The sequence below is a fragment of the Streptosporangiales bacterium genome (genome assembly GCA_009379825.1).
GTDB lineage: Bacteria > Actinomycetota > Actinomycetes > Streptosporangiales > WHST01 > WHST01.
In genome coordinates this window covers 85,121-102,263 of record WHTA01000001.1, presented here as the reverse complement: position 1 = coordinate 102,263, position 17,143 = coordinate 85,121, and the positions used below count along the sequence as shown (strand labels likewise).

The following is a 17,143-nucleotide window of genomic DNA, read 5'->3' as shown; positions in this document are numbered from 1 at the left end:
ACGAACGCAACAGCACGCATGTTCCGTATCGGCACAACCGCAACCTCTGCCGGTCTCCGAGACTATGAGTCTGGTCGGCATGCACGCGACGAAGGGAGGGACCATGGGCGACTATGTCACGCGTCATCCGGGGACCGGGACCGTGCTCAAGGTGTTTCCCGTCGCGACGGCCGCGGAGATCGAGGACGTGCTCGAGGAGTCCTCTGCTGCCTACCGGATGTGGCGAGTGACCTCCTTGCGGCAGCGCGCCGAGGTGTTGCGCCGGGTCGCGGCCCTGTATCGTGAACGCTCTGAAGAGCTCGCGTTGACGGCGACGCTGGAGATGGGCAAACCCGTCACCCAGGCCAAAGGCGAGATCGTGCTGACGGCCGACATCTACGAGTACTACGCCGACCACGGCGAACGGTTCCTGGCCGACGAGCCGCTGGAGATCGCCGGCCGGGGCGAGGCGTTGGTGCGAACCGAGCCGATCGGACCACTCGTCGGCATCATGCCGTGGAACTACCCGCACTATCAGGTCGCCAGGTTCGCCGCTCCGAACATCCTGCTCGGCAACACGGTCGTGTTGAAGCACGCCCGCAACTGCCCACAGTCCGCCCTGGCCATCGAGGCGCTGATGACCGACGCCGGGCTGCCCGCCGGCGTGTATGTCAACGTGTTCGCCGACAGTACGCAGATTGCGCAGATGATCGCAGATTCCCGTGTCCAGGGCGTGTCGCTCACCGGCTCGGAACGAGCGGGATCGGCGGTTGGTGAGGTCGCCGAACGTCACCTGAAGAAGTACGTGCTCGAGCTCGGCGGGTCCGACCCGTTCATCGTGCTCGACGGCCACGACCTCGACGCGACCGTCGCCGCGGCTGTGAACAACCGGCTGACGAACGCTGGCCAGGCATGCACCGCATCCAAGCGCTTCATCGTGTTGGACGACATCTTCGACGCGTTCGTCGGCAGGTTCGCGACGGCGATGCGTGCGCAGGTTCCCGGCGATCCCGTCGACCCGGACACCACGTTCGGGCCGTTGTCGTCGCGCGAGGCCGTCGACGAGCTCGCCGCGCAGGTCGACGACGCGGTCGCCAAGGGCGCGACCGTACTCACCGGCGGACACCGGATCGCCGGCGCGGGCTCGTTCTACGAGGCAACCGTGCTCACCGACGTGACCCCTGCCATGCGCGCCTATCGGGAGGAGTTGTTCGGGCCGGTCGTCCACCGAGCGGCTTCGGCGGATGCCGCCGTCGCCCTCGCGAACGACACGCCGTTCGGGCTGGCCGCTGCGGTCTACACGCTCGACATCGACCAGGCCCGTGCGCTGGCCGAGCGGCTCGAGGCCGGCATGGTGTGGATCAACGGCACCAGCAAGAGCGCACCCGACCTCCCGTTCGGTGGCGTCAAAGCCTCCGGGGTCGGACGCGAGCTGGCCAGGTACGGCATCGAGGAGTTCGCGAACAAGAAGCTGGTCCGTGTCATTGGTTGACTCAGCGAGGAGAGTATCGACCATGGGTAGCACGGCCACAGCCTCGAAATCCACCGGCCAACTCGCCGATCTGTGGAAGCTGCTCTATCCACGGTCCATCACGGTGATCGGTGCCTCCGACAACCCCGTCAAGCTCTCCGGCCGACCTGTCGACTACTTGCAGCGGTTCGGGTTCACCGGCCGCGTCATCCCGATCAACACCGCTCGCCCGCAGGTGCAGGGCCTGCCCGCCTATCGCAGCCTCGACGAGGTCCCCGGCACTATCGACCTCGCCATGATCATGCTGCCGGCCGAGCAGGTGCCAACTGCGGTACGTGCCTGCGGAAAGAACGGGATCTCCGCGGCCATCGTGGGAGCGTCCGGCTTCGGCGAATCGGGTAAGCGGGGCGCGCAGCTGCAGCTGGAGCTCGAAGCCGCCATCGCGGAGACCGGAGTCCGTGTCCTCGGCCCGAACTGCCTTGGGATGATCGGGGTCAGAGACCGAGCCGTTCCGACCTTCACCTCAGCGCTGGACGAGACGATCGAGCTGCGGGACGGTCCTGTAGCCTTCGTCAGCCAAAGTGGTGCCTTCGGGTCCTTCGTCTTCACCGAGGCGCTACACGCTGGGATCGGGATCTCGCACTACGTCAACACCGGCAACGAGGTCGATCTCTCGGTCGCCGACGTCCTGGACGCACTGTTGGACGCCGGCGAGACGCGGGTACTGCTCGCCTACCTGGAAGGCGTCAGCGACGGACGGCGGCTGCTGGAGGTGGCGCGCCGTGCCCACCGCCTCGACAAGCCCATCCTCGCCGTGAAGGTAGGACGGTCGGAAGCCGGCGCCCGGGCCGCGCAGTCACACACCGCCTCCCTTGCCGGAGAGGACGCGGTCTTCGAAGGAGCAGCGCACCAGTTCGGCATCGTCCGGGTCGACGGCATGAACGCCCTGCTCGATGCCGCCCAGCTGTTCGCCACCGGCCGCCGTGCACATGGCCGCTCACTCACCACATTGTCGCTCTCCGGCGGCGCCGGTGTGCTCATGGCAGACGCGGCCAGCGCACACGGCGTCGAGATCACCGCCTGGGACCAGGCTTGGCAGGACCGAATGGCCGCGGTTCTCCCACCCTACGGGTCCCCGAGCAACCCGATCGACTTGACGGCGGCGCTGCTCGCCGATCCCGACCTGCTGCGGTGCGCGCTCGATGTCGCCCTGGCACACCCGGACTCCCATCTGGTCGCTGTGCTGCTTGGCAATGCCGACAAGCACGCCGAGCAGCTGGTCGACGTGATCGGTTGTGCACACCGGTCCACCGACCGTCCGTTCGTGGTCGTGTGGACCGGTGGCAGCGGCGATGCGCAGCGGCTGTTGCGAGCGCAGGGCATTCCCTGCTACAACGACCCGGGACGGGCGGCCGCAGCTCTGGGCGCACTCGTCGACTACAGCCTCCGGCCGGCGGTACCCGATCCGCACCGTCCGTCCGGTGTCGACCCGACGGCGGCCCGTGCGGTTCTCGACGCGGTCAGGACCGCCGGGCAGACCCAGCTCGACGAGTACGCGTCCACAAGGCTGATCGCCGCGTACGGCATACCCAGCGCGGGGTCACGCCGCGCAGCCACCCCTGAGGCTGCCGTGTCCGCCTTGGATGAGCTCGGCGGACCAGTCACGGTCAAGCTGCTCTCCCACCATGTCGGGCACAAGAGCGACATCGGCGGAGTGCTGCTCGACCTGGTCGATGCCGACCAGGTACGAGAGGCGGCGCGGACGCTGCTCACCCGCGCGTCGACCGCTGAGCTCGCGGACGCGGAGCTGCTGGTGCAGCGCATGGTCGACGGCGACCTCGAAGTGATCGTTGGAACCAAGCATGACATCGGGTTCGGCCCGGTCGTCGTCGTAGGGTTCGGGGGCGTGCTCGTCGAGGTCCTGGCCGACAGCGCGGCCGCGGTCGCTCCGGTCGACCTCGACACCGCTCGGCGAATGCTGCTCTCGTTACGCGGCAGCCGGTTGTTCGGTCCGGTCCGCGGCCGTCCTGCCTGTGACCTCGACGCCATCGCCGATGTAGTCGTACGAGTGTCCTGGCTCGCGACCGATCTCGCCGAAGAAGTCGCCGAGCTCGACGTCAATCCGCTGCTCGTCGATCGATCCGGGCAGGCGCTGGCCGCCGTCGACTGCCTGGCCAGGCTCACCGACGTGCCAACCACTCCTTGACGTTACAGCCAAGAGGGAGAGCCGCTATGGACGACGCGGACTTCGCCGCGGTACTCGAGGCCGTCAGGACACTCGTGCGAACTGGCTGACTCACAGACCGAGCTCTATGCGGGTCGTGCGATGGTCCTGCAGGCGGCCCGCGAGTACGACGAAGGCAGCGACCGACGAACCGCGCCGTCGTGTACGAAGCTCTTCTGCTCCGAGATGGTCGACCGAGTCGCCGACCGTGCTGTCCAGATCCACGGCGGGCTCGGCTACATGCGATCCGTCCCGGTCGAGCGGTTCTACCGAGACGCACGGCTGTTCCGCATCTACGAAGGCACCAGCGAGGTCCAGAGAGTGATCATCGCAAGAGGCGTTCTAGGCGACGCTTGGTCAGGTGGGTCCAGACCTGACGGGTGATCGGGAACGTCGCGTATGAGAGCCAGCTATCGCCAGTTGCGTGACCTCGTCGCGACGGCGAGGGAGAACGGCTCTATCCGTTGGGCGACGATGTTGATAGCGCCGTTGGCGCTCTCCAGGAGGCCGGTGACGAACAGAGCGGGGCTGTCGAGGAGGGTTTTCTTGGTTCGGCGGTAGGTTGGGGGTGGGCAGATGATGTTGGCCATGCCGGTTTCGTCTTCGAGGTTGAGGAAGCAGACACCGCCGGCGGTGGGTGGGCGTGTCCCGCGTCATCCCAACGAGACACTGACGCAAAGCAGCGAAAAGCCCGAGCAGGTCGAACTTGATCAGGCCGAGCCAGGCGCAGTCGTCCTTGTCCCACTGGATGACGCTGCGACCGGGCATCCGCGCCCACTCGACCGGGCACACCTCGCCGACGGGGCGGTCGCAGATCACCATGCCGCCGGAGTGGATGCCCAGGTGACGGGGCAGCCGCTTCACCCTGGTGGCGAGGTCGCGCACCATGGCCGGCAGCTCGTCGGACGACTCGAACTCACCCAGCCCCACCGACTTCGACCACGCGTCCTGCTGGCCCGGGCTGTAGCCGAGCGCCCTGCCCACGTCGCGGATCGCCATCTTCGGGCGGTACGAGATAACGTTGGCCACCTGTGCGGCGTGCTCCCGCCCGTAGGTGTCGTAGACGTGCTGGATGACCTCCTCGCGGCGGGCGTTCTCGATGTCCAGGTCGATGTCCGGCGGGCCGTCCCTGCCGGGGGAGAGGAACCGCTCGAAGAGCAGCTGGTGCCGTACGGCGTCGACACCGGTGATGCCGAGCGCGTAACACACCGCGGAGTTCGCCGCGGAGCCACGGCCCTGGCAGAGGATCCGCTCCTCCCGGCAGAACGCCACGATCTCGTGCACGATCAGGAAGTAGCCGGTGTACCCGCCGCCGATGATGACGTCCAGCTCGCGTTCCAGCTGGGCGTACGCCAGCGGGTGCTCGACGAGCGACCCGTAGCGCCGCAGCGCCCCCTCGCGGGTGAGCCGCCGCAGGTGCTGCGACTCGGTGTAGCCGGTAGGCACCTTACGGTCCGGCAGCTGTGGCGCCACCTCCTCGAAGTCGAACGCGCAGGCGCGGGCGAGCTCCGCGGTCGCCTCCTGGACGCCGGGGAACCTGGCCAGCCGGGCGGCCATCTCCGTGCCCGAGCGCAGGTGTGCGGTGCGGGTGGCGGGCAGCCAGCCGGCCATCTCGTCCAGGCTGCGCCTGGCCCGCACGGCGGCAACGGTGGCGGCGAGGTCGGCTTCACTCGGTCCGGCGTAGTGCACGTTGTTCGACGCGACCACGCCCACCCCGACCCGGTCGGCGAGCACCGCGAGGGCGTCGTTCCTCGCGTCGTCGAGCGGCTGGTCGTGGTCGACCAGCTCGACGCAGACATTGTCGCGGCCGAACCGGTCCACCAACTCGCGCAGCTCCCGTTCCGCGGCCGCCGCACCGTACGTGGCGAGCGCGGCCGGCACCGCGCCCTTGCGGCAGCCGGTGAGCACCACCCAGTGCCCGTCGTGCGCCGCGCTCAGCTGGTCGAGGTCGTAACGCGGCCGGCCCTTCTGCCCACCGGCGAGCTGGGCGGCGCCGATCGCGCGGCTCAGCCGCCGGTACCCGGTGCTGTCGCGGGCCAGCACCAGCAGGTGTCGGCCCTGCGGGTCGGCCACCCCGGTCTGCGGTGCGGCCAGCCCCAGGCTCAGCTCCGCGCCGAAGACCGTACGGAGCCCGGTGCCGCGCGCGGCCTCGGCGAACTGGGCGACGCCGTACATGCCGTCGTGGTCGGTGAGGGCGAGCGTCTGGATCCCCAGCCGCAGCGCCTCGGCCACCAGTGCTGCGGGGGAGGAGCAGCCGTCCAGGAAGCTGTACGAAGAGTGGCAGTGCAGCTCCGCCCACGGCGGCTGCTCGTCTTGCTCCGCCGGTGCCGCCGTACGGGCCGGCGGCTGCTCCGCCGCCGGCGACGCGACGTCCGGCGGTCGGCGGCCACCGTGCCACGACAGCCGCCGCTCGAACTCCCGCCACGGAATGGCCGGGTTCTGCCACCCCATTAGGGCACGCCTCCCAACACCTGTCCGGGCTGCGCGACGCCCAGGACGGCCCCTAGCGGCGTTGTCCTCAGCGCGAGTATGCCCAATACGAGCGCCTCGTCCGCCGCCGCTATCGACCGCTCTGGACGCCGCTCGCCTCGACCGCCGTTGGGAGGCATGCCCTAGTACTCCGCCTCGACGTACCACCTGGCCTGCCGCAGCACCAGCAACCAGCCGCGGCCGTCCGCGGTCACCAGCTGGCACCTGACCGACCGCTGGCTGCGCGCGGGGTCCCACCAGTACTCGTGCGCCGGCCAGGGCCCGGTCCAGCCGGTGACGGCCAGCGCGGCCGACCGCGGCCCGACGACCAACCGGTGCGGGGGCGCCGAGGCGGCGCACCGGCCGTCCACCGTGACCGGCGCGCCGGCGGCGTCGACGACCGCGACCGCAGGCGGCTCGACGTGGACGACGGCCGGCGCGGGCGTGGGCACCCGGCCCGGCCAGCCGCCGTCCCGTGGGATGTCGGCGGGCGCGTCGCCCCACGGCACCCGCAGCACCTGGTCGCCCGGCCCGCGACCGCCGACGCGGACCGGCTGCGTGACCGCGGCGTGGCCGAGCATCGTCTGCACGCGGGTGGCCGCCCGCTCCACCTGGTCGTCCGCGGCCCGGCCGCCCCGCAGCGCCAGCTGCCGGCCGCTGTCCGGGACCAGCTGGTCGGGGACCAGCCGGAGCCGGACCAGGCCACCGGTCAGCGCCTCGTCGGCCGCCGTGGCCGTACGCCACGCGTCGAGCTGCCAACGCACCCGCTCGGCGACCGCCGACGCGGAGAACAGCCCGTCGTGCCGCCACGCCCGCGACCAGCACCTGCCGTCGTCGGTGGTCACCTCCACCTCGACCCGTACGCAGCTGACCCCGTGCCTGGCCAGGGTGGTGTGCAGCTCGTCGGCGAGCGACTTCGCGGTGAACACCACCTGCTCGAACTGCTCGACCGGAGGGTCGAACGTCAGCTGCACGGCGAGGTCGCGCGCGGGCGTACGCGGCGCCAGCCGGCGCGGTTCGCGCCCGCGCGCGAGCTGGTGCGCGACCGCCGCGTCGGCACCGAACCTGGCGAACACGTCCTCGCCTGGCAGCGCGGCGAAGTCGGCCAGGGTGCGGATGCCAAGCCGCACCAGCAGCCCGGACAGCTCCGGCCGGTCGAGCACGTTCACCGGGTGCCCGGCGAGGAAGCCAGCGGTCTCGGCCGTCTGGACGATGCGGATGTCCGACTCGGCGGCGCGGGCCGCGAGCACGGCGGCGAACAGCCCGTCGGCGACGCCGACCCGGCACTCGACGCCCGCCGCGGCGACCGTCTCGTGCATCAGCTCGGCGAGCACCTGCTCACCGCCGTAGTAGCGCGCCGGGCCGCGGGCAGGCACGGCACACAGCCCGGGCCGGATCACCTCCACCCGGGGACACCGTTGTTCCACCCCGGCCACCACCTGCTCGAACAGCCGCACCTGGGCAGCGAGGTCGTCGTCGAGTACCTGCAGCTGCGGACAGCGCCCCTGCGCGTCGCGCAGCCGCTGCCCGCGGCGTACACCCGCGGCGCGAGCCGGCGCGGAGCAGGCAACCACCCGCCCACCGGTGACGACCGCGACCGGCTGCTCCCGCTCCGACCGACCGGCGACGCTGACCACCGGCCAGTCCGGACACCACACCGCCAGCACCCGCGCCGGCCTGGCCCCGGCGCTCACAAGACCACCGCCAACTCAGCCGGCGGTACTTGTCGCACGACGCCGTCCGCGCCCGACAACCACAGCGGAGTGCACCACACCCTGACGGCACAACCACAGGCCACGACCCCCACCTCAGCCAGCGGTGCCCCCTGCTCAGCCACGACCTCCCGCACGATGCGGCCGGCGCTCACGAGACCGCCTCCACTTCGGCCGGGTAGGGCAGCGGTGTCAGCTGTTGCTCGGCCGCGGCCTCCCGTACGGTGCCGTTCGCGTCCGGTAGCCACAGCGGGGTGCGCCACGCCCTGGCGGCACTGCCGCGGCCGGCGCTGGTGACCGTGACGTGCCGGCGGGTCAGCTGTCCGTGTCCGTCGGCGACGCCGTACCAGCGGCTGCCGGCAAGGCTCAGGTTCACCTCCGCGCCCGCCCAGGCACCGGCGACCAGCAGGGCGGCCTCGTGCCGTCTGGCCAGGGCGACCAGCCGCCGCGCGACGGCCGGCGGCGGCTCGCCCGCCGGCCACACCGCGACCAGTGTGACCCCGTCGAGCAGCGCGGCGACCACCTCGGGCCAGCGCCTGCCGGCGTCGTCGACGAGCAGCAGCCGGTCGGTCGCCACCCCGAGCTCCGCCACGGCGACCAGGCCGCACTCCGGCATGCCCACGAGCGCGGCCCAGCCACCGGCGGCGGTGGGGCCGGCCGCGAGCGCCAACAGCAGCGTCGGGTCGTCCACCGTGGTCACGGAGCCAGGCCGCAACCCGCCCGCGGGCAGCAGCCCGCGCAGCGGCGGAAGCACGGGCAGCACGTCCTTCACGCGCTGCCCGGCCACCGCTTCGGCCATCCCAGGAGAGGCAACCACTCTTCCAGAATCGAACACGTGTTCGACAACGTCAAGTGGTTCGAAACCGCCCGCGGTGTCCGTGCCGGCGCGTACGCTGCCGGCCATGGACACCACCGCGGAGCAACTGCCGGTCACCGCGGAGCAGCTGCGGATCGTCCCGGCCAACGAGGCGTCCTGGGCAGACGTGCAGGCGATCTTCGGCACGACCGACTACCCGGGGCTGTGCCAGTGCCAGCGGTTCAAGGTCGCCGGCTGGGTGTGGCGCGACACCATCCAGGAGGAGCGGATCGCGCTGCTGCGCACGCAGACGGCCTGCGGTGAGCCGGACGCCGCGACCACCGGCGGGCTGGTCGCGTACCTCGACGGCGAGCCGGTGGGCTGGGTGGCCGTGGAACCGCGCACGGCGTACCCGAAGCTGCGCACCTCGCGCATCCCGTGGCGCGGCCGGGACGAGGACAAGGACGACGAGAGTGTCTGGGCGGTGACCTGCTTCGTGGTGCGGAAGGGTTACCGCGGCCGCGGCCTCACGTACCCGCTCGCCGCGGCCACCGTCGAATACGCGCGCGGACGCGGCGCGCGGGCGGTCGAGGGGTACTCGATGATCACCCAGCCGGGTAAGGAGATCACCTGGGGCGAGCTGCACGTGGGTGCGCGCCAGGTGTTCGAAGACGCCGGGTTCACGGAGGTCAGCCACCCCACCGTGCGGCGGGTGGTGATGCGGGTCGACTTCGGCGCGGGAGGCGACCAGCGGTGAGCGACCCGGTCACACCACGGCAGGTCCATGAGGCCGCCGGTCTCGACGACTGGCGGCTGGTCGGCGAGACGCTGTGCACGTACTTCCGCACCGGCTCGTTCGCCGCCGGCGCCCGGCTCGTACGGACGATCGGCGAACTGCCCAGCGTCGACCGACACGAGCCCGACGTCGACCTGCGACGCGGCGGGGTCACCGTGCGGCTGCTCACGATCACGCCGGACTACTACGGGCTGACCGCAGCCGACGTCGAGCTGGCCAGGCGGATCTCCGCGGCGGCACGCGAGCTGGACGTACCGGCCGACCCGTCCGCCGTGCAGAACCTGGTGGTCTCGATCGACGCGCTCGTCATCCCCGAGGTGCTGCCGTTCTGGCGGGCCGTGCTCGGCTACCGGCCCCGCGCCGACACCCCGGACGACGAGCTGAACGACCCGCACCTGCACGGGCCGGTGTTCTTCTTCAACCAGATGGACGCGGCGCGCCCACAGCGCAACCGGATCCACCTCGACGTGTGGGTGCCGCTCGACCAGGCGGAGGCACGCGTCGCGGCGGCGCTGGCCGCCGGCGGGCACGTGGTGACCGACGAGCACGCGCCTGGCTGGTGGGTGCTCGCCGATGTCGAGGGCAACGAGGCCTGCGTGGCCACCTGGGTGAGCAGCGGCTGACCGCCGGCTACGCCTTGGCCTTGGGCCTGGCGCGCAGGTGTGCACGCTCGCCCTGTTTGCCGAACAGGCTGAGGAACTCGACCGGGTCGCTGTCGGCGGAGCCGAACCAGTGCGGCACCCGGGTGTCGAACTCCGCGGCTTCGCCGGGGGAGAGCACCAGGTCGTGCTCGCCGAGGATCATCCGCAGCCGCCCGTTCAGCACGTAGAGCCACTCGTAGCCCTCGTGCGTCTGGAGCTCCGGTTCGGCCGCGCGACGGCGACGACCGGGGAGCACCAGCTTGTACGCCTGGATGCCGCCGGCGCGGCGGGTCAGCGGCAGCATGGTCATGCCGTGCCGGGTGACCGGACGCAGGTTGACGCGCGGGTCCCCGGTGGGCGGGGCGTCGACGAGCTCGTCCAGCGTGACGCCGTGCGCCTTGGCCAGCGGGAGCAGTTGCTCGAGCGTCGGCCGGCGGGCACCGGACTCCAGTCGCGACAGCGTGCTCACCGAGATGCCGGTGGCCGCCGACAGGTCGGCCAGCGTCGTCTCGCGCTCCTTGCGCAACGCGCGCAGCCGGGCGCCTACCCCGTCGAGCGCTCGACCCAAGTCCTCGTCCATACCGCCAGTTTGCCATATCGGCAAGGACGTTTGCCGACGCGTCCGCGGCGTGTGCATGGTTGCCGTGGAGGTGGTCATGGTGACCGATCAGCTGGCGGACAGCTACGAGGTAGTGGTGATCGGCGGCGGTGCCGCGGGGTTGAACGGCGCACTGCTGCTGGCCCGGGCACGACGCTCGGTCGTGGTGATCGACGCGGGCGCTCCGCGCAACGCGCCGGCCGCCGGCGTGCACGGCCTGCTCGGCAGGGAGGGGACCGACCCGGCCGAGCTGCTGGCACACGGACGGGCGGAGGTCCGCGGCTACGGCGGGCACGTGGTGCCGGGCGAGGTCGCCGTCGCCACGCGCACGGACGACGGCTTCGTCGTGGAGCTGGCCGACAGCCGGACGGTCCGCGCGCGCCGGCTGCTCGTGACCACCGGGCTGGTCGACGAGCTGCCCGACGTACCTGGCCTGCAGGCGCGGTGGGGTCGCGACGTCCTGCACTGCCCGTACTGCCACGGCTGGGAGGTCCGTGACCGGGCCATCGGGGTGCTGAACAGCGGGCCGATGTCGGTGCACCAGGCGTTGCTGTTCCGGCAGTTGAGCGCCGACGTCACGTTCTTCACCCACAGCAGGCAGGTGCCGACAGAAGACGAGGCGGAGCAGCTGGCCGCCCGCGGCATCCGCGTGGTGCCGGGCGAGGTGGCGTCGCTGGAGGTCGTCGACGACCGCCTCGCGGGAGTGCGACTGACCGACGGCACCCCCGTCGACTGTGACGCCGTCGTGGTCTCGTCGCGGATGGTGGCACGCGCCGGCTTCCTGGACGCGCTCGGCCTGCAGCCGGTGGAGCACCCGGCGGGCGTCGGTGCGCACATCCCCGCCGACCCGACCGGCCGCACCGACGTGCCAGGGGTGTGGGTCGCCGGCAACGTCACCGACCTGGTGGCGCAGGTGGGCAACGCCGCGGCAGCGGGTGCGGCTGCGGCCGCGCAGATCAACGCCGACCTGGTCACCGAGGAGACCCGGCAGGCCGTCGACGCCGCGAGAGCCACGGCACCGACCGGGTAGGAAGAAAGCGTCAGGACCGCTGAGCTTCCGGGCCGGGCGCGCTCACCGACCGACCCGCCGAGGCGGCCGCGATGGCCGGGATGAACAGCATGGCGAGGGCGCCGACCAGAGCGGGGATCGCGAACGCGTAGAAGTTCGCCTGCAGGCCCCATCCGGTGGACAGGATGAAGCTGCCGTAGAGCGGTCCGAGGATGGCGCCGAGCCGGCCGATACCCAGCGACCAGCCGATGCCCGTGGCACGCATCCGCACCGGGTAGAAGTTGGCGGTGTAGGCGTTCACCAGGATCGTGGTGCCGATCGTGCAGGTGCCGGCGACGGCGACCAGCACGTACTGCACCGCGGTCGGCATGCCGAGACTCAGCAGGAAGATGCACACCGCGGCGGTCAGGAACATCCCGACGGTGACCGGTTTGGAACCGATCCGGTCGGCGAGCGCACCGAGCAGTGGCGTCCCTACGATCGCGCCGAGGTTCAACGCGAGGAGGAAGGCGAGCGCAGAACCCAGGCCGAAGCCGGCCTTCACCATGATCTGTGCGAGCCAGGTGTTCAGGCCGTAGACGAGCAACAGCCCGATCCCGCAGCCGAGCCAGAACAGCAGGGTGCCGCGCAGCACGCTCGGGTCGAACAGCGCCTTCAGTCCGGCGAGGCCACCGACCCGCTCGTCGTCCGCCCGGCCCGGCTCTTCCAGCCGCAGGTCGTACTTTGCGGCCAGCTGCTCCGCTTCGGCCCGCCTGCCCCGCGCGACCAGATAGCTCGCCGACTCGGGCAGTAGGGCGATACACAGCGGGACGAGTAGCACCCCCAGCGCCGCGCCGATCCAGAACATCGCCCGCCACCCGAGGCTGGTTATCGCGACGGTGCCGATCAGCGACACCACGATGCCACCGACCGAATAGCCGACGAACATCACGGCGTTCGTCGCGTTGCGGTGCCGCTCGTGGGCGTACTCGATCGTCAGCGCGATCGCGGTCGGCACCACGCCACCGAGGCCGAGCCCGGCAACGAACCTGGCCAGTGCGAACAGGTCCGGGTTCGGTGCGACGGCGGCGAGCGCCATGGCCGCGGAGAACCAGGTGATGCAACCGATCATGATGCGACGCCTACCGACGAGGTCGGTGGCAGTGCCGATACAGATCGCTCCGACCAGCATGCCGATCAGCGCGTAAGCACCGATCCGGCCGGCCTCGGCAGTGGTGAGGGTCCACTCCGCGTCGCCACCGACGAGGACGGGCAGCACCACGCCGTAGACGATGAGGTCGTAACCGTCCACGATGATGGCCATACCGCACAGAGCGACGACCACGAACCTGCTTGACCGCTTTCCAGCGGCCACATTGCTGGACATCATGAAATGCCCCTGCCTCGCGGTGAATTGTGGCAGCAGACGTTATAGCGCCAGCATGACGGCCGTCAAGGCCGCGCACGATGCGCCAGCGCGTCCAGGTCCCGCTCCGCGTACAGCCGGTGTTCCCACTCCTCGGTCAGGATGCACAGCAGGCACTCTCGCACCGGGTAGCTGCGCGGCTGCGGCCAGCCGGGCCCCTCGACCGATTCTGTATGCCCGGCCAGCGACTCGTCGGTGAGACCCTCGAGAACCGCGCGGACGGTGGACATCCGGTCACGACGCAGCTCGAGCACCACGTCGAGCGACGGCCGTACCTCGCGGTCGCGGGGCACGCCGGGCGTGTCCGCCATCTCGTCCCACGGCAGGTCGAGCGGATGCCACGGCGACGGGTCGCCGAGGATCGCGCGCCTGACCCAGGCATCGGTCGCGAACACCAGGTGCCGCAGCGTCTCGATGAACGACCACTCGCCGTCGACCGACTCGTGCAGCAGCTCGGGGTCGAACCGGCGGGCCCCGGGCGACAGTACCGTCCCAGAGCCGCTCGAGGACGTCCCACCCCTCGCGGAAGCCGGCCGGGTCCTTCGGTCGCATCTTCGCCCGGTCGGGATATCGGCGGTCGAGCTCGGCGTCGACCAACGGCCCGACGTCGACACCGTTGACGGTCAGGTTCACGATCTCACCGTAGATGTCGACGTCCACCAGTTCGACGCCGCGCATCACCACCCGGCTCATGTCGACGCCGCGGAACGTGGCGCCTGTCAGGTCGCTGGCCCGGATCTGCGAACCGCTCAGGTCGACCCACTCGAACCGGGATCCCTGGAGATCCTCGCGGAAGAAGTTGGCCATGGCCGGACGGTAGCGCCGGCTGCCGACAGTCCGATCTTGACATCCGATCCGCGAGCGGCCAGCGTGTACGACGCCGAGGCGGGGGAGGAAAGGGGAGCAGCGGTGTCGGAGCCCGCACGGGCATCGCCTCAGAACCGGCTCGCCACCTGGCGGTTCGTCGCCACGACCGTCGTCGGCTGCCTGTTCTTCCTGCTGCCGATCCGCGTGGCCGGCTCGTGGACCGTACCCTTCGACGTCGCGGTGAGCGCAATCACCGACCGGATACCGGCAGCGGTCGACGTGTACAGCCTGGTCGTGATCCTCGCATCGGCGGCGCTCACCGTGGCCGGCGTAGTGCAACGCCGCGCCGCCGAGGCACCCACCGGTTACCGCGACGTACGGGCGTTCGCGGCCGGACCGGTCTTCCTCGTACTCCGCGTGCTCGGCGCCGTCGCGGCCGTGCTGATCTTCTTCGACATCGGCCCGGCCGTGATCCGGGCGGAGGAGTCCGGCGGCCTGATGTTCAGCACGCTGGTGGCGTCGGTCGGTGTGATCGTCCCCATCGGCGCGGTCTTCGTCACGCTGTTCGTCGCGTTCGGCGGCCTGGAGTTCATCGGCACGCTGGCGCGCCCGGTGATGCGGCCACTCTTCCGGGTGCCGGGGCGGGCGGCGCTGGACGCCATCGCGTCGTTCGTCGGCAGCTACTCGGTCGGGCTCTACGTCACCAACCGGATGTACCTGGAGAGCCGTTACTCCGCCAGGGAGTCCGCGACCATCGCCACCTGCTTCTCCACGGTGAGCATGGGGTTCTTCGCGGTCGTCGCGTCCACCCTGGACCTGCTCGCGTACTTCCCGCTGATCTTCGGGTCGGTGTGCCTGGTGACGTTCGTACTCGGCGTCGTGCTCTGCCGGGCGCCGCCGCTGTCGCGGAAGCCGGACACCTACGTCGGGACGCCGCGGCCGGAGGAGAAGGTCACGGGGAACCTCTGGCGGGCGGCGGTCGACCGTGCCAAGTCGCGTGCCGCCGAGTCCGGGAGCGTCGGCAGGGAGGCGGCACGGGGCTTCCTGGACGGCCTGCGGCTGGCGGTGATGATCCTGCCGACCATCCTCGCGGTGGGCCTGATCGCCATCCTCATCGCGAACCACACGCCGGTCTTCAACTGGCTCGGCGCACCGCTGGAACCGGTGCTGTCCCTGCTCGGCATCCCCGACGCCGACACGGTGGCGCCGGCGAGCCTGATCGGCATCAGCGAGATGTTCCTCCCTGCCCTGTTGAGCACGGGAGCCGCCGTACCGGCGAAGTTCTTCGTCGCGGTGCTGTCGTTGAGCCAGATCCTGTTCTTCTCCGCCACCATCCCGTTGCTGCTCGAGCTCGACGTGCCGGTGCGGCTGCACGACTGCCTGCTGCTGTTCGTATTCCGTACGGTGCTCGCCATCCCGCTCATCGCGGCCATCACTGCGCTGCTGTTCTGACCGACTACTCCGCGCGGAACCCACAGCGCGCGGCGCCCGCACAGGATACGCTCATCGCCGCGACAGCCGGGAGACGAGGAGTCGAGGAGCGTGCCGTCCGCGGGCCCACCCAGCCAGCCAGACCCGATGACCGGCCCACCGCCGCCTGGTTGGCCTGGCGGCTCTCCGCCGCGGCGGCGGCGCAAGCGGCGTGTCCTCGTGGTGACGTTGGTCGTCGTCGCGACGCTCCTGCTGCTCGTCGGTGTCGGTGGCGTGCTCGCCGCCCCGACGGTGCGCGACGTCGCCCGTGACCAGACGGTCAGGACCACACTGCCGGCCGAGGCCGGCGGCCTGTCGAAGGGCGACGACGCCACGGTGCTGGCCGAGCTCGACGGCATCGACCTCGCCTCGTTCGACACGCCAGTGAAGGGCTACTACGAGGACGACGCCCGACCGATAGTGGTGTGGGGCGGCACCGGCCTGATGCTCCTGCTCGACCGACAGATGGACGACTTCTTCAAGACGGTCGAGGACGAGGGCGACCCGGTATCCCGGCGCACCGCAGTGTCCCCGGGCCGGGTCGGCGGCCGACTCGAATGCGCCGCCATGAAGACCGCAGACGGCACCAACGGCCTATGCGTCTGGATGAACCACGGCGCGCTCCTGGCATTCCTCAGCCCGGACCGCCTCCCGCCGACAACCGCCGGCAACCAGGTAGTGCGAATGCTGCCCGACATGGTGCACCGAGCCTGACCGCCCACCCCGATGCCTGACGGCGGTGCAGCTCGTGCACCTCCCCGGCAGGCTTCGCGACGCGCCCCTCGACGACAACACCGGGGCACGACATCCTGCACCGACCAGGTCAGCCCCGATACCGACGACGGAGCAGTCCGTGCACCTCCCCGGCAAGCTCGACGACCGGCCCTTCGACAACACTTGGACCGACCGGTCAACTCCGGTGCCGACGGCGGTGCAGCTCGTGCACCTCCTCGGTGAGCTCCGCGACGGGGCCCTCGACGACTACACCGGGGGCGACGTCCTGGACCGGCAACGCACGTACCCGGCCCCGGGGGCACGCCGAGCTCGGCCAGCCAGCTGCTCCGACGAGCTGGCGTAGACGATGCGTCCGAGGCCGACCCAAGCATGCGCCGCGGCGCACATCGGGCAGTGCTCGCCTGAGGTGAAGACGGTCGCCGCGGCCCGTTCGTCCGGCGTCATGTTCGCCGCCGCCCAGCGGGCCAGCTCGAACTCCGGATGCCGGGTGTGGTCGCCGCCGGCAACCCGGTTGCGGTCCTCGGCACGGGCCACGCCCGCCCCGTCCACGAGCACGGACCCGAACGGCTCGTCCCCGTCGTCGAGTGCCTCCGTCGCCAACTCCACGCAGCGCCGCAGATGCCGCACTTCCGCCTTGTCGCTCATCACGCACCCCCTTCCGCGGCGCCCATGCTAGTGCCGTACGCCCAACAGGGGCACCGCTTGCGGACGACGGCGCGCGCCGCGGGCGTGCTGGTTTCGGTTCGCGGGGCGCCGCGCGCAGCCACGATGCTTACGCGCCGGAGCCCCATGTGCCCGGGCGGGGTACGCCGCCTGGGTGCTCGGGGACTGGCACACCGGGCTCGGCCGCATCCGGGAAGCGGCCGAGCTCGGCGGACATGCTCTTCTGCCGGGATGCTCGATGAACCGGGGTCGGGCGCCTGCAGGGAGGCGGGCGACTGGTCAATCCGGTGACCGTGTGCCACAGGCCCGGCAAGCCGGTGTGCCAAGGGCCCGACGACCCGTGCGCCAAAAGGCCCAGACCTTCGACC

13 protein-coding genes and 2 pseudogenes are annotated in these 17,143 nt (G+C 71.1%); 8 read left to right on the top strand and 7 right to left on the bottom strand.

What is annotated here, in order from left to right:
* The first annotated feature begins 103 nt into the window (after positions 1 to 103).
* From GEV07_00550 to GEV07_00540, 3 genes are all read left to right on the top strand, one after another.
* Entirely contained in the window at positions 104 to 1,471 is a 1,368-nt protein-coding gene (locus GEV07_00550) for an aldehyde dehydrogenase family protein (protein MQA01261.1), read from the top strand.
* A gap of 22 nt (positions 1,472 to 1,493) precedes the next feature.
* On the top strand, positions 1,494 to 3,656 hold the full coding sequence (locus tag GEV07_00545; protein MQA01260.1) for a hypothetical protein: 2,163 nt from the start codon (positions 1,494 to 1,496) through the stop codon (positions 3,654 to 3,656).
* Between the two features lie 81 nt (positions 3,657 to 3,737).
* Complete coding sequence (locus tag GEV07_00540) at positions 3,738 to 4,058, top strand: hypothetical protein (protein MQA01259.1); 321 nt, start codon at positions 3,738 to 3,740, stop codon at positions 4,056 to 4,058.
* Here GEV07_00540 and GEV07_00535 read toward each other — a convergent pair.
* The 3 genes from GEV07_00535 to GEV07_00525 form a co-directional block, all read right to left on the bottom strand.
* Positions 4,032 to 6,125, bottom strand: a complete 2,094-nt coding sequence (locus GEV07_00535) for a PHP domain-containing protein (protein MQA01258.1) — start codon at positions 6,123 to 6,125, stop codon at positions 4,032 to 4,034. The genes GEV07_00540 and GEV07_00535 overlap by 27 nt on opposite strands.
* 161 nt (positions 6,126 to 6,286) lie before the next feature.
* Entirely contained in the window at positions 6,287 to 7,837 is a 1,551-nt protein-coding gene (locus GEV07_00530) for a DNA polymerase Y family protein (protein MQA01257.1), read from the bottom strand.
* Between the two features lie 169 nt (positions 7,838 to 8,006).
* Complete coding sequence (locus tag GEV07_00525; GenBank protein ID MQA01256.1) at positions 8,007 to 8,654, bottom strand: hypothetical protein; 648 nt, start codon at positions 8,652 to 8,654, stop codon at positions 8,007 to 8,009.
* 103 nt (positions 8,655 to 8,757) lie between these two features.
* Between GEV07_00525 and GEV07_00520 the strand changes: the two genes are divergently transcribed.
* Positions 8,758 to 9,408 (top strand): GNAT family N-acetyltransferase, encoded by a 651-nt coding sequence (locus tag GEV07_00520; protein MQA01255.1) that lies wholly within the window; start codon positions 8,758 to 8,760, stop codon positions 9,406 to 9,408.
* Positions 9,405 to 10,070 (top strand): Pterin-4-alpha-carbinolamine dehydratase, encoded by a 666-nt coding sequence (locus GEV07_00515; protein ID MQA01254.1) that lies wholly within the window; start codon positions 9,405 to 9,407, stop codon positions 10,068 to 10,070. Before GEV07_00520 ends, GEV07_00515 begins: the two co-directional genes overlap by 4 nt.
* 7 nt (positions 10,071 to 10,077) lie before the next feature.
* On the opposite strand, the gene GEV07_00510 is transcribed toward GEV07_00515, so the two are convergent.
* A complete protein-coding gene (locus GEV07_00510; GenBank protein MQA01253.1) occupies positions 10,078 to 10,668 on the bottom strand; it encodes a helix-turn-helix domain-containing protein in 591 nt (196 codons plus the stop codon).
* Between the two features lie 55 nt (positions 10,669 to 10,723).
* Here GEV07_00510 and GEV07_00505 point away from each other — a divergent pair, with 55 nt between their 5' ends.
* Positions 10,724 to 11,716, top strand: a complete 993-nt coding sequence (locus GEV07_00505; protein ID MQA01252.1) for an FAD-binding protein — start codon at positions 10,724 to 10,726, stop codon at positions 11,714 to 11,716.
* 10 nt (positions 11,717 to 11,726) lie between these two features.
* Here the strand turns inward: GEV07_00505 and GEV07_00500 are convergent, their stop codons facing one another.
* Entirely contained in the window at positions 11,727 to 13,061 is a 1,335-nt protein-coding gene (locus tag GEV07_00500) for an MFS transporter (GenBank protein MQA01251.1), read from the bottom strand.
* A 65-nt stretch (positions 13,062 to 13,126) separates the two neighbouring features.
* Positions 13,127 to 13,907: pseudogene (locus GEV07_00495) on the bottom strand (DinB family protein).
* A gap of 102 nt (positions 13,908 to 14,009) precedes the next feature.
* On the opposite strand from GEV07_00495, the gene GEV07_00490 reads away from it, so the two are divergent.
* Both GEV07_00490 and GEV07_00485 read left to right on the top strand, forming a co-directional pair.
* Positions 14,010 to 15,359 (top strand): YjiH family protein, encoded by a 1,350-nt coding sequence (locus GEV07_00490; protein MQA01250.1) that lies wholly within the window; start codon positions 14,010 to 14,012, stop codon positions 15,357 to 15,359.
* Between the two features lie 126 nt (positions 15,360 to 15,485).
* A complete protein-coding gene (locus tag GEV07_00485; protein ID MQA01249.1) occupies positions 15,486 to 16,091 on the top strand; it encodes a hypothetical protein in 606 nt (201 codons plus the stop codon).
* 196 nt (positions 16,092 to 16,287) lie between these two features.
* On the opposite strand, the pseudogene GEV07_00480 reads toward GEV07_00485, so the two are convergent.
* A pseudogene (locus tag GEV07_00480) lies at positions 16,288 to 16,757 on the bottom strand (nucleoside deaminase).
* Positions 16,758 to 17,143 lie beyond the last annotated feature (386 nt).